We start from the raw sequence: 13,226 nt of genomic DNA, 5'->3' as shown, positions 1-13,226 counted from the left end.
CCTTTGCTCAGATAACTCAGGAAAATGCCAGGAACGGAGAAACGCACAGCAGCAGGCCCGTGATAATAATCAGATACAGGGAAGCGCCTTTGTATTTGTGCAGTGAAGGAACTTTGTAGACCAGCCAGGCCGGGATCAGACAACCCACCATGCCGAAGATAGGACTACAAATAGAGGTGAAGCTCAGCACCGGCGCATTGAGCACAATTGCGCTCCAGGCCAGCAGGATGGCGAAAACCATAATGCCGCGCTGAACCAGGGTTTCGTTGATTTTCTCGGCTGGCATTTTGCGGCGCAGCACGTTCATTACGATCCCCTGAGTCGCTTCACGGAAACCTAAGTAGACGCCGAAGAAAGCGGTCATAACGGCAAAGATGTTCAGAACAACGCTGACGATTTTCACCCAACCAGCACCCGCACCGCTGATAAACTGCGCGGCAATCGCCAGAGCGGAAATATTCTGCTCATAAGCTTTAACCGCTTCGTCATGGCCCATCGCCAACGTGAAGGAAACGGCGTAGAAAAAGACGGTCACGAACAGAATGCCGAACGCGATATTCATCGCTCGCAGGGCTTTATGGCGCGCCACTTCAATGGATTTGTTGCGAGAACGATACGAGATAACCATCGGGCTTAATGTCTGAATAAACAGAATTGAGGTCAGCGTAAATGGCAACGTTATGATCGCGTTTTTGATCAGCAGCGCCATCGGCGGCAGTAAACCTACGTTATACAAATGCCACATCCCAACCATCGATACGCCAAGCGCTGCCACTACCAGCAGCTTGGTCAGCACCATGCCGGTGGAGATTTTAAACAGCAGTTTTTCCCCGCGTGACGAGATGGCCACCAGGATGCAAATCAGCACCAGGCCATAGAACGGGCTGTCGGACAGTAAACCTTCAGTAACGCCAAACGTGTGCAGATAAGAGGCGCTATCGTTGGTGATGGCGGTGGAATAGACAAACATCCAGATAACCAGCATCACAAAATACAACGCACCTAACAGGATGCCCCAGTTCTTACCCAGATAGCCGCTGATCACGCTCGGGTAGTCTTTACACTCTGGGGACTCAGCCAGCGTGTTGATAAACAGGCGCTGGAACAAATACATGGCTGGATAGCCGATGATAGAAGAGAGTAAGAACACCCACAGCCCCATCAATCCTACCTGGACGGGAAGAAAAACAATCCCCGCGCCAATTGCCATACCGATACTCATAATGACCCAGCCAGTGTCCATGCTGTCGAATTTAATGGCTTCACGCCATTCACTTTCGGTCATCCCCGCCCGACGCGCCGGAGCAGATGCGTCGAGTATTACGCTGTTATTCGTTGCCGTTTCCATAAAAATCTCGCTCAAAATGTAGGGTAAGGTTTTATTATTTTTCCGTTCCGCATCAATGCGATACGCGGTACGAGTCGTGCAGGCGAGTTCGTTAGAATGGAGAAATCATACGCCGAGGGTCAGAGAAAAACTTCACATAAATACCCCCTCATTTCATAATGTTTAATAAAGTTTTTCTATTTTATATTTACAAAATGGGATTAATTTCTCTTTTTGAAGCGGATCACAACAAAAAAAAGGGCGCACTCAAGTGCGCCCAAAGGAGAAATAAACACAAATTTAGTTAAGTGCAAATCACTTTGATAGCCAGACCACCACGTGACGTTTCACGGTATTTGTCGTTCATATCTTTGCCCGTTTCATACATGGTCTCGATCACTTTATCGAGCGAAACGCGTGGCTCAGATGTTCGACGTAGCGCCATACGCGCGGCGTTGACGGCTTTTACCGCGTTGATCGCATTGCGCTCAATACATGGTATTTGCACTTGTCCGGCGACCGGATCGCAGGTCAGTCCCAGGTTATGCTCCATGGCGATTTCCGCCGCAATACACACCTGAGACGGGCTACCGCCAAGCAACTCTGTCAACCCGGCTGCTGCCATTGAACAGGCGACGCCAATTTCCCCCTGGCAACCCACTTCGGCACCAGAAATAGAGGCATTCATCTTATACAGCGCGCCTATCGCCCCCGCGGCCAGTAAGTAGCGGGCAATGGAGTTTGCATTCACCGGGCGGCGGAACTTGTCGTAATAGGCCAGGACAGCAGGGATAATCCCACATGCTCCGTTGGTCGGTGCCGTCACAACCCGGCATCCGGCGGCGTTTTCTTCGCTCACGGCCAGCGCGAACATGTTGATCCAGTCGATCACGTTCATTGGGTCGCTGGACAGGTTATCGCTGGAAACCAGCAACCGACGTAATGCCACGGCGCGGCGCGGGACGTTCAGTGGACCCGGCAGAACGCCTTCGGTGTTCATGCCGCGCTCAATTCCAGCGTGCATAACGTCCCAAATGGCAGCAAAGCCAGCATCGATTTCTTCTTTGCTGCGCATCGCCAGTTCGTTTTGCATCATCAGGCCGGAAACAGACAGCCCGTTGCGCTCGCACAGTTTCAGCAGTTCGCTGGCGGAATGAAAATTGTAGGGCACGTGTGCTTCAACATCATGCGCCTGACCAAATTGCTCCTCTTCAACGATAAAACCACCGCCGATGGAGTAATAGGTTTTGCTTAATAGCGTCTCGGTGCCGTTCCATGCGGTGATACGCATGCCATTTTCATGGCGTGGCAGCGTTTCGGCATGAAAGAGAATATTTTCGTCTGGAATGAAATTGACAACATGCGTGCCCCCTGCAACCGGTAAACGTCCGGTACGGGCCACTTCCTGAGTAAAACCAGCGATTGAATCTATATTAACATTTTGCGGGCTGTTACCTGCCAGTCCCATCATGATGGCGACATCTGTTGCATGACCTTTTCCGGTCAGGGAAAGCGATCCATAAAGATCGACCACAATATGTGTAGCCTTGGGAAGTTCCCCGCAGCTGACCAACAGATCGATAAAGCTTTTACCAGCGTTCATTGGCCCCACGGTATGGGAGCTGGAAGGTCCAATGCCAATCTTAAAAATATCGAATGCGCTAATCATATCCACACCCTCGGATTGCCGTTCAGTGAAGACCAGGTTTCACACTCATTAAGGATCGGGGCGATCCTGAGATCGCCCCGCAAGGGATTACAGCGTGTCGCCACGTACGGCGATGGCTTCAATCTCCAGCTTCACATCCTTTGGTAAGCGGGCGACCTGCACGCAGCTGCGTGTAGGGTAGATTGCCTTATGCTCATCAAAGAACTGCTGGTAAACCTGATTGATGGTGGCGAAGTCGTTCAGGTCGGAAACGAAAACGGTGGTCTTGACGATATCGCTCACTTTCAAACCTGCAGACTCGACAATCGCTTTCACGTTTTCCAGGCTTTGACGCGCCTGATCGGATACGTTTTCAGCCACTTCACCGGTCTGTGGACACACCGGGATTTGACCTGACGTCAACACCATGCTGCCCAGATCCACACCCTGTACGTAAGGCCCAATCGCCCCTGGCGCACATTCGGTTGCAATAACTTTTCTCATAGTCCCTCCGGCGTCAGAGCGCCTGGGTGAAAGTACGTGAAATAACATCCTGCTGCTGTTCGCGGGTCAGCGCGTTGAAGCGCACCGCATAGCCAGACACGCGGATCGTCAGGTTCGGATAGTTTTCCGGGTGCTCAATGGCATCCATCAACATTTCACGGTTCATAACGTTAACGTTCAGATGCTGACCACCTTCCACATGCGCTTCATGGTGGAAGTAACCGTCCAGCAGACCGACCAGGTTGGTTTTACGCACTCCATCCTCTTTGCCCAGCGCTGCCGGTACAATGGAGAAGGTGTACGAGATACCGTCTTTGGCATAGGTGAACGGCAGTTTGGCGACCGAGGTTAACGACGCCACCGCACCTTTACGATCGCGGCCGTGCATCGGGTTTGCCCCTGGCGCAAACGGCGTACCTGCGCGACGTCCGTCCGGCGTGTTACCAGTTTTCTGTCCGTACACCACGTTGGAGGTGATGGTCAGAATGGACTGCGTCGGCACCGCGTTACGGTAGGTTGGCAACACTTTAATTTTCTTCATAAAGCGTTCGACCAGGTCGCAGGCAATACTGTCTACGCGCTCGTCGTTGTTGCCGTATTGCGGATAGTCGCCTTCGATTTCGAAATCAATTGCCAGGCCGTTTTCATCGCGAATCGGTTTCACGCGAGCATATTTGATAGCCGACAGAGAATCCGCCGCCACGGACAGACCCGCCATACCACAGGCCATCGTGCGATAGACATCACGATCGTGCAGCGCCATCAGCGAAGCTTCGTAGCTGTACTTGTCGTGCATGTAGTGGATGATGTTCAGTGCGCTGATGTACTGCACGGCCAGCCAGTCCATAAAGTGGTCCAGGCTCTCCATCACCGTGTCGTAGTCCAGCACGTCATCCATCAGTGGTGCCGTTTTCGGCCCGACCTGGATTTTCAGCTTCTCATCCACGCCGCCGTTGATTGCGTACAGCAACGTTTTAGCGAGGTTGGCACGCGCCCCGAAGAACTGCATTTGTTTGCCGATAACCATCGGGCTGACGCAGCAGGCAATGGCATAGTCATCGCTGTCAAAGTCGGCACGCATCAAATCGTCGTTTTCATACTGCAAAGACGAGGTGATGATAGACACCTGGGCAGCGTACTTTTTAAAGGCGATTGGTAGCTGTTCAGACCACAGCACCGTCAGGTTCGGCTCTGGTGCCGGGCCCATGGTGTGCAGCGTATGCAGATAGCGGAACGAGTTCTTCGTCACCAGCGTGCGACCATCAAGCCCCATACCACCGATAACTTCGGTCGCCCAGATAGGGTCGCCTGAGAACAGGGTGTCGAATTCCGGCGTACGCAGGAAGCGCACCATACGGATCTTCATAATGAAGTGGTCGATCAGCTCCTGCGCCTGCTGCTCGTTTAAAATCCCCGCTTTGAAATCGCGCTCAATGTAGATGTCTAGGAACGATGCGGTACGGCCCAGCGACATCGCGCCGCCGTTCTGCGATTTCACCGCAGCCAGGTAAGCAAAGTACACCCACTGCACCGCTTCTTGCGCATTACGCGCCGGTCGGGAGATATCGCAGCCATACTTCGCAGCCATTTCCTGCATTTGCAGCAGAGCGCGACGGTGCTCAGACAGCTCTTCACGCAGACGAATCGTGGCTTCAAGATTCTGGCCCCACTCCAGGTTCGACTGGAGATCGGCAAACTGCAGTTCACGCTCGCGCACCAGGTAGCGAATACCGTACAGCGCCACGCGGCGATAGTCACCGATGATACGGCCACGACCATAGCCGTCCGGCAGACCGGTCAGCACGCCGGATTTACGGCAGCGCAGCATATCCGGAGAGTAGGCGTCGAATACGCCCTGGTTATGGGTTTTACGCAGTTCAGTAAACTGGTATTCAAAATCAGCATCCATCTCACGACCATAAGCATCAAAAGAGCTTTTGATCATGTTGATGCCACCAAACGGATGCAGAGCGCGCTTGAGCGGCTTATCCGTTTGCAGACCAACGATTTTTTCCAGTTCTTGTTCAATATAACCCGCATCATGCGCGGTTATCGTGGTAGCAATATTAGTATCGAAATCAACCGGCGCGTGCGTCGAGTTTTCAATACGGATGCCCGCCATCACTTTTTCCCACAATGCAGTGGTCGCAGGCGTTGCTTCGGCGAGGAAAGATTCATCCCCTTCATAAGGCGTATAGTTGTGCTGAATAAAATCACGGACATTAATTTCTTCTTTCCAGTCCGTACCTTTAAAGCCATTCCAGGCTTCGGCATACAGCATATCGCTGGTATCGATATTTACCTTCATGAAAAATAATCTCTCTGCTGAAAATTAATTATGCAAATTCTACTGATGTATTAATTTTGCCTAATGCAATGGCATCACGTGCAATCATTTTCTCTTCGTTTGTGGGAATTACCGCACAAACAACACGAGCATCTTTATTTGAGATAATTCTTTCGCCATGGGAATTTGGCAGACTATTCATTTCGTTGTCGATATTCACGCCTAAAAAGGCAAGGTGCTCAATAACCAGACGACGAATTAATACCGAGTTCTCACCTATGCCACCGGTGAAAATAATCCCATCAAGACGATGCAGCGATGCAGCATGGCCGGCGATATGACGCGCGATACGATGCACAAACGTTTTAATCGCCAGCTGCGCACGCTCATGTCCCTCGTGCCAGGCTTTTTCTAACGTACGTAAGTCAGAAGACAAACCGGAAATACCCAGTAAACCGGACTCTTTATTCACTACGCGCTCAAGGTCGCTCAGCGTCTGGTTGGTTTCGCTGGCAATCCACGCCATCGCGCCGAAATCGACGTCGCCGCTGCGTGTCCCCATCATCAACCCTTCCAGCGGCGTCATGCCCATTGAGGTATCAACGCTCTGCCCGTTACGCACCGCACAGATTGACGCACCGTTCCCCAGGTGAGCCACAACCAGACCCGAGTCATCACTCTGCAGGTCAAGAAGGTCATGCGCTTGCTGAGAAACATAGCGATGCGACGTGCCGTGGAAGCCGTAACGACGAACGCCCAACTCTTCGAAATATTTCCACGGTAAACCGTACAAATAGGCTTCAGGGGCCATCGTCTGGTGGAAGCTTGTATCAAATACCGCAACCTGCTGTCGGCCAGGGAAAAGGTGCTGAGCAGATTCGATCCCACTCAGGTTCGCATAATTATGTAACGGTGCTAGCGGCGATACCCGGCGGATATTATCGATAACTTCGTCAGTAATAATTGCTGATTCGGTAAAGATATTTCCGCCGTGTGCAATGCGGTGGCCAATTAAGGCCACGCTGTCCATTAAATTACGTTTCTCTAGTTCAACGGCAATTGCTTTTAATGCGTCTTCGTAGCTGTGGTGAGCCAGCTTAGCTGGCTCTCCTCCATTAATTGCTATGAACGCATTTTCAGAGTTAATACCGTCCGCGATTCCCGCCATTAAAACTTCACAGTTAGCTGCATCCAGCACTGAGAATTTAATGGAAGACGAACCACAGTTAATAACCAGTACTACCGGAAACTCATTCATTTCACTACTCCGCTCATCCTGAGCTTAAGGATTAAAACAGTTTGTAGACAATGTTCAGGATGGTCAGCAGACCAATCACGGTAACAAACACGTTATCCAGACGGCCACGGTATTTCGCCAGTGATGGCGCTTTACGGATGGCATACATCGGCAGCAGGCAGAGCAGAGAGGCAATAATCGGCGCGCCCATTGCTTCAATAAGGTCCAGGATGTTCGGGTTGGCGTAAGCCACAACCCAGGTGGAGCCCATGATGAAGATCATGCTGATGGTGTTCAGTTTGCCGGCGGAAACTTTGGTCTTATCGCCTTTGTAACCAAACTTCAGCACCAGACCGTTCAGACCTTCCAGCGTACCCAGGTAGTGGCCGAAGAACGATTTGAAGATAGCAACCAGGGCGATAATAGAAGCACCGTATTCCAGAACGGTCGCGAAGGTGGACTTCGTCCCGGACAGTGAAGCGAAGTGGTTCGCCAGATAAGACAGTACTGGAATGTTCTGCGCTTTCGCATCCGCCATGTTTGCCGGAGACAGCGTGAACAGGCAGCTAAAGGCGAAGAACATTACCACCGCAACCATCAGCATACTGGCGCGGGAGATGATTTTAGAACATTTCTGCTCGGTAAATTCGCGACCGAAATCTTTCTCATACTCTTCGCGTTTAGAGACCACGAAGGAAGAAACGATTGGCGAGAAGTTGAAAGAGAACACCATGATGGAAATACCCAGCCATACGGTAACCAGGATGCCGTCATGGCCAGTCAGAGCGATATTGCTGATATCAACCTGATCGATAACCGCAGAGTTCCAGTAAGGAATCAGTGACAGAGAGATAAGCACCAGGCTGGCAATGAACGGCCATACCAGGTAGCTCATCACTTTAACCATCAGATCTTTACCAAACCAGATGACGAATGCCATCAGCAGCAACAGGAACAGCGCCACGAAGCCACGGTTCAATGCTGGCATTTGCAGCTGGTTTTCCCAGAAGGTCATAAAGGTGTTGGTAATGGTGACGCCATAAATCCACAGCAGCGGACAAATCGCAAAGAAGTAGAGGAACGTGATAACCACGCCGCCCGTTTTACCAAAGTGCTCTTCAACCGTTTCTGTGATGTTACCGGAAGGATTAGAACCGGAAAGACACAGGCGTGCCAGCGCACGGTGGCAATAGAACGCGATGGGGTATGCTAACACCAGCATGATCAGAATGGGGATCAGTCCGCCAAAACCTGCGCGGATAGGGAAGAACAGCACCCCAGCGCCGATGGCTGTACCAAATAAACCCAGTGTCCAGGTGGTGTCCGATTTGCGCCAGGACGACTGTTTTGTCTGGCTGGATACAATGCTATCAGTAGTACTCATATCCTATCCTCAACGAAGTATATTAAGCGTCAACTAAACCAGTAATTTGAGATACACGAGAAAGGTCGATATTACCGCCAGAAATAATGCTGACTGTTTTTCTGTTCTGGATATAGCTATCTAATTTCCCGCTTAATAATGCTGCGCATGCCAGCGCACCGGCACCTTCAGTTACAACTTTATTTCGCTGAATTAATGCCACCATGCTGTTGCGAATTTCATCTTCGCTGACCAGGACAATGTCATCCACCAACTCACGAACGATTTCATACGTTAAAGTACCCGGGCGAGAGACGTCACAACCATCTGCCAGGGTGCCGGTCGTTCGGTGCGTGGTTATTTCTCCAGCGTGGAAAGAAGCCGCCATGCCGTGAACGTTTTCAGACTGCACGCCAATAATTTTAATGGTCGGGTTAATAGATTTAATTGCCACCGCAATACCCGCAATCAGTCCACCACCACCAATTGGCACAATCACGTTATCGACATCGTACAGATCTTCCAGAATTTCCAGACCAATAGTGCCCTGACCAGCAATAACTTTCGGGTCATCATATGGTGGAATAAAGATACGGCCTTCCGTTTCCACAATCTCGCTAACCTTAGCGATGGTGTCGTTGAAGTTGTCGCCATGCAGCACAACTTCCGCGGAATAATCGCAGGTTGCCGCTACTTTAGACTTCGGTGCGCCTTTCGGCATCACCACTTTGCCGTCGATACCGAGCATAGCGCAGGAGAGAGAAACCCCTTGCGCATGGTTACCTGCAGAGCAAGCCACCACGCCCTTCATTCTTTCTGCTTCTGTTAAGGAACTGAGCTTGTTAAAAGCGCCACGGATTTTAAATGAACCGGTACGCTGCATGTTTTCAAACTTGAGGAAAATTTCCCCTTTGCAACGTTCACTAAAATAGTTAGAGCGAGGCATTCCCGTTTTATAAATTTTCCCCGCCAGTCTTTTTTTCGCTTCGAGGATATCTTCAATTGCAACTGGGAGATCGTATGTAATGTGCATTAGAACCTCTTACTAGGGTATTAAAGTAAATAGATAGCCGTGACCATTGTCAGATATAGACAGATGGCGTTTATTTTTTGTTAAAACAATTTCAATCTTTAATCAATTTCAATTAATTGCCTTCGTCTCCGACAATTATATGATGAATACTCTTTGGCTAATTCCACCAAAATAGATACTGCTTTTTTAATTCGATAATTTTTCGACCACACGGCGGCGTAACGCGCGACGGGTAAAGTTTCTTGTACCGGGATAGTAATAAACTGGTTTGAGCCAAACGGTGTGGTCATATCGCAGGGAATTACTGTTAAGAAATCAGCATTGAGAACAAGATTATAAATGGTGACGACGGAGTCAGTATTAACGATGTTTTCACTGCTGATGCCATTATTCTGTAACGTGGTAAGAAGTTCGCTGTAGTACCCCATATTCGTTTGTGGCAACACCCACTGTTCGTTTTTCAACGCGCTCAGCGAGGTGATGCCGGTGCATGTTCGGGACTTGCTGGCAACCAGGATAAAGTCTGACTCAAAGAGCGGCTCCACATGCAGATCGTGCAGTTTCATCTCATCGCTCAGCGTACCGATGGCAAAATCCAGACGCCCGTCACGGATTGCCGGTAAGAACGAGGAGAGCTGAGCTTCATACATAGAAACCTGTGCTTTCGGGAATACCTCTTTGAATTTTTTAATCATGCCGGACATGATGGTGAAGGCAATCAGTGAAGGAAAACCAAACGACACATCAACGACCGCATTGCTCGTCATGCTGTTCATCTCATCAACCATGTTTTTCATTTCACGGGTAATTGATTCAGACCATGAGAGCATCACCTGACCTGCCTGAGTCAATGTCACACCAGTATTTTTACGCACAACTAACTCAATACCAAAATAAGCCTCAACATCGTTGATGATTTTACTGACAGCGGGTTGAGTTAAACCTAATTCTTTTGCAGCTGAGCCGATAGAACCGCTTCTAATGACTTCCTGAAAGACCACTAAGTGCTGTGTTTTAGGGAGTGTAATAGTATTCATATCGACCTGCGTTAATTACTTTGTTGACGGCAGGAAGTGTACCAAATTAAGCAAACAAGGATATGTGCTACCCCTCACAAATCCCCTTGACTTACATTTTGTAAGACTATTATAAAAAATGAAACCACTTATAAATCATATGGATATGAAATACATATCTCACTTTACCCTGACTTTAATCAAAAAAAGATGGGGGATAACGATTTTTATGGCTATAACATCGCCATTTTATCTGTTATTTCTAAAAACGAGGAAAGGCTATATTTCAATCAATTACAGCGCAATTATCGGGCAGAATGACACTTAAATTTAATGAGTAATTTATCAAATATAATTATATTTCACCGTTTGTGGTGATTAAATAACGCCATGCATCACATTTTTTCGCCATATTTGTTTGTAAAGAAACATTGCGTTTATTAAAATTCAATCTAGACAATACAAATAATCATCATATTCAACATTACATTAACACTAATTTTGTACACTTTATTAGCGCGTAATTTTGTGATGGCGATCGATTGCGTTCGATTATTCTCGATAAAAACGTATCGCGCAGCGTTTTGTGCTAGCCATCACAAAAACGAAAATACCCCACAACGCATTCCCTCAAATAAAAGACGTTCAGCGCATAAATAAAGGTCAAATAAAGAGTAGATGAAGAGAAAATAAACGCCAGAGTCGTGTTAAACCAAGCGTAACGCGACAGGTATAACGTCTGCCGGATGGCGGTGTAAACACCTTATCCGGCCTACAAAACCCGTTCCAGCCATCCCTGTAGGCCTGATAAGCGCAGCGCCATCAGGCATAACAACCTGCCCAGAAAGCAAAAAACCCATCAAAGCGGGGTTTTATAAAGAGTGAAGATGACCGATAAGCCGCGTTCTTTTGAGCATAGCGTCGTGGACAGTCATTCATCTGGCCTATCCGGAAAGCAAAAAACCCGCCGAAGCGGGGTTTCATAAAGAGTGAAGTTGACCGATAAGCCGCGTTCTTTTGAGTATAGCGTCGTGGACAGTCATTCATCTGGCCTACCCGGAAAGCAAAAACCCCGCCGAAGCGGGGTTTTATAAAGAGTGAAGCTGACCGATAAGCCGCGTTCTTTTGAGTATAGCGTCGTTGACAGTCATTCATCTGGCCTATCCGGAAAGCAAAAACCCCGCCGAAGCGGGGTTTTATAAAGAGTGAAGCTGACCGATAAGCCGGGTTCTGTCGTGGACAGTCATTCATCTAGGCCAGCAATCGCTCACTGGCTCAAGCAGCCTACCCGGGTTCAGTACGGGCCGTACCTTGTGAACCCCTATTTGGCCTTGCTCCGGGTGGAGTTTACCGTGCCACGGACTGTTACCAGCCGCGCGGTGCGCTCTTACCGCACCCTTTCACCCTTACCTGATCCCACTTACGTGGGCCATCGGCGGTTTGCTCTCTGTTGCACTGGTCGTGGGTTTCCCCCCCAGGCGTTACCTGGCACCCTGCCCTATGGAGCCCGGACTTTCCTCCCCTCCGCCCGTCTCCCCCGAAGAGGACGACGACGAAGCGGCGACTGTCTGGTCAGCTTCGGCGCGCAGTATAGAGGGTTTGCGGGGTAATGTCACCCCGCACTGCGCATTCCTATCGCTAACGTGGCGGCGATGTTTCTTGAGGCGCGATAAATATTGTCAAATGCCCCACGGAAGGCCTCTTCCAGCGTACTGATGCTGGTCAATACGCTAAACACCGCATCGATACCATATTGATGCACCACCTCCACATCGCGCGTCAGGCTGCCGCCAATACCAATTACCGGTTTGTGGTATTTCTTCGCGACGATCGCCACGCCCACCGGCACTTTGCCGTGAATGCTCTGGCTGTCGATGCGTCCTTCCCCGGTCACCACCAGCGTACAGTCGTGAATATGCTCTTCCAGGTTGAGCGCCTGGGTCACAATCTCAATACCACTGCGCAAGTCCGCGCCTAAAAAAGCCATTAACGCAGCGCCCATACCACCGGCAGCCCCCGCCCCGGGAACATCCTTCACGTCTACCCGTAACGATTTTTTAATGATGTCGGCATAGTGAGACAAATTTCGGTCCAGTTCGAGAATGCGTTCTTCCGTCGCACCTTTCTGTGGGCCGAAGATGCGCGAAGCGCCAGTATCACCTGTGAGCGGATTGGTCACATCGCAGGCCACACGAATGGAGCAGGTTTTTAATCGCGGATCCAAACCGGAAATGTCGATGCTGTTGAGGCTCATCAGACTGCCGCCCCCGTAGCCAATCTCTGTCCCGTTAGCGTCGCAAAGTTTCGCGCCCAGAGCCTGCACCATACCGGCGCCGCCGTCGTTAGTTGCACTACCGCCAATGCCGATAATAATGCTCTGCGCCCCGCTATCCAGCGCCTGCAAAATCAATTCCCCGGTACCACGTGACGTGGTGACTAACGGGTTACGCTTATCAGGAGGGACTAACGCCAGACCACTGGCTGCCGCCATTTCGATAAACGCAGTTTTACCATCTCCGGACATGCCCCAGCAGGCATTCACTTTTTCGCCCAGCGGCCCCGTCACCCACGCGGAATATTCACTCCCTTGCGTGGCGGCAATCATGGCTTCGACCGTTCCTTCGCCGCCGTCGGCCACCGGAACTGAAACATATTGCGCATCGGGAAATATTTCCCGAAATCCTTTTTCTATTGCCTGAGCGACCTCAGTGGCAGATAGACTTTCTTTATAAGAGTCTGGGGCAATTACGATTTTCATAGTTATGTAGCCTGACTGTGCCGCGCAAGGCAAGAAATACAGGGCGCACATCC

Annotated in this window: 9 protein-coding genes and 1 other RNA gene; all 10 read right to left on the bottom strand. The window is 50.1% G+C overall.

All coding sequences use genetic code 11. From position 1 onward, the window contains the following. Positions 1 to 16: 16 nt before the first annotated feature. A complete protein-coding gene (locus tag GUC46_RS02920; RefSeq protein WP_003841510.1) occupies positions 17 to 1,348 on the bottom strand; it encodes an amino acid permease in 1,332 nt (443 codons plus the stop codon). A 283-nt stretch (positions 1,349 to 1,631) separates the two neighbouring features. Further along, positions 1,632 to 2,996: an L-serine ammonia-lyase gene (gene tdcG, locus GUC46_RS02915; protein WP_049016219.1), complete on the bottom strand. Its 1,365-nt coding sequence runs from the start codon at positions 2,994 to 2,996 to the stop codon at positions 1,632 to 1,634. Positions 2,997 to 3,083: 87 nt separating this feature from the next. After that, entirely contained in the window at positions 3,084 to 3,479 is a 396-nt protein-coding gene (locus tag GUC46_RS02910; protein WP_003024870.1) for an enamine/imine deaminase, read from the bottom strand. Positions 3,480 to 3,492: 13 nt separating this feature from the next. Further along, positions 3,493 to 5,787 carry a formate C-acetyltransferase gene (gene pflB / locus GUC46_RS02905; protein ID WP_003024871.1) on the bottom strand — a complete coding sequence of 765 codons (2,295 nt, stop codon included), beginning with the start codon at positions 5,785 to 5,787 and terminating at the stop codon, positions 3,493 to 3,495. A 28-nt stretch (positions 5,788 to 5,815) separates the two neighbouring features. After that, a complete protein-coding gene (gene tdcD, locus GUC46_RS02900; protein WP_160179721.1) occupies positions 5,816 to 7,024 on the bottom strand; it encodes a propionate kinase in 1,209 nt (402 codons plus the stop codon). A 31-nt stretch (positions 7,025 to 7,055) separates the two neighbouring features. Then, the gene (gene tdcC, locus GUC46_RS02895; protein ID WP_003024875.1) at positions 7,056 to 8,387 is read right to left on the bottom strand and encodes a threonine/serine transporter TdcC; all 1,332 of its coding nucleotides are present in this window, start codon (positions 8,385 to 8,387) and stop codon (positions 7,056 to 7,058) included. Positions 8,388 to 8,409: 22 nt separating this feature from the next. After that, a complete protein-coding gene (gene tdcB / locus GUC46_RS02890; protein ID WP_003024877.1) occupies positions 8,410 to 9,399 on the bottom strand; it encodes a bifunctional threonine ammonia-lyase/L-serine ammonia-lyase TdcB in 990 nt (329 codons plus the stop codon). 98 nt (positions 9,400 to 9,497) lie between these two features. Further along, on the bottom strand, positions 9,498 to 10,436 hold the full coding sequence (tdcA, locus tag GUC46_RS02885) for a transcriptional regulator TdcA (RefSeq protein ID WP_160179719.1): 939 nt from the start codon (positions 10,434 to 10,436) through the stop codon (positions 9,498 to 9,500). A 1,182-nt stretch (positions 10,437 to 11,618) separates the two neighbouring features. Then, positions 11,619 to 11,995: RNase P RNA component class A (gene rnpB / locus GUC46_RS02880), an RNA gene on the bottom strand. 32 nt (positions 11,996 to 12,027) lie between these two features. Continuing rightward, positions 12,028 to 13,173 carry a glycerate 2-kinase gene (garK, locus tag GUC46_RS02875; RefSeq protein ID WP_049001679.1) on the bottom strand — a complete coding sequence of 382 codons (1,146 nt, stop codon included), beginning with the start codon at positions 13,171 to 13,173 and terminating at the stop codon, positions 12,028 to 12,030. Positions 13,174 to 13,226: the final 53 nt, after the last annotated feature.

The sequence above is a fragment of the Citrobacter sp. LUTT5 genome (assembly GCF_009905315.1).
In the GTDB taxonomy this organism is placed as follows: Bacteria; Pseudomonadota; Gammaproteobacteria; order Enterobacterales; family Enterobacteriaceae; genus Citrobacter; species Citrobacter freundii.
Note: the sequence above shows the minus strand (reverse complement) of the source record. Positions and strands in the feature narration are given on the sequence as shown.

What these genes read in the sequence shown, in the direction of transcription:
- GUC46_RS02920 (WP_003841510.1), bottom strand. Translation starts at nt 1,348, where the DNA reads ATGGAAACGGCAACGAATAACAGCGTAATACTCGACGCATCTGCTCCG.
- tdcG (WP_049016219.1), bottom strand. Translation starts at nt 2,996, where the DNA reads ATGATTAGCGCATTCGATATTTTTAAGATTGGCATTGGACCTTCCAGC.
- GUC46_RS02910 (WP_003024870.1), bottom strand. Translation starts at nt 3,479, where the DNA reads ATGAGAAAAGTTATTGCAACCGAATGTGCGCCAGGGGCGATTGGGCCT.
- pflB (WP_003024871.1), bottom strand. Translation starts at nt 5,787, where the DNA reads ATGAAGGTAAATATCGATACCAGCGATATGCTGTATGCCGAAGCCTGG.
- tdcD (WP_160179721.1), bottom strand. Translation starts at nt 7,024, where the DNA reads ATGAATGAGTTTCCGGTAGTACTGGTTATTAACTGTGGTTCGTCTTCC.
- tdcC (WP_003024875.1), bottom strand. Translation starts at nt 8,387, where the DNA reads ATGAGTACTACTGATAGCATTGTATCCAGCCAGACAAAACAGTCGTCC.
- tdcB (WP_003024877.1), bottom strand. Translation starts at nt 9,399, where the DNA reads ATGCACATTACATACGATCTCCCAGTTGCAATTGAAGATATCCTCGAA.
- tdcA (WP_160179719.1), bottom strand. Translation starts at nt 10,436, where the DNA reads ATGAATACTATTACACTCCCTAAAACACAGCACTTAGTGGTCTTTCAG.
- garK (WP_049001679.1), bottom strand. Translation starts at nt 13,173, where the DNA reads ATGAAAATCGTAATTGCCCCAGACTCTTATAAAGAAAGTCTATCTGCC.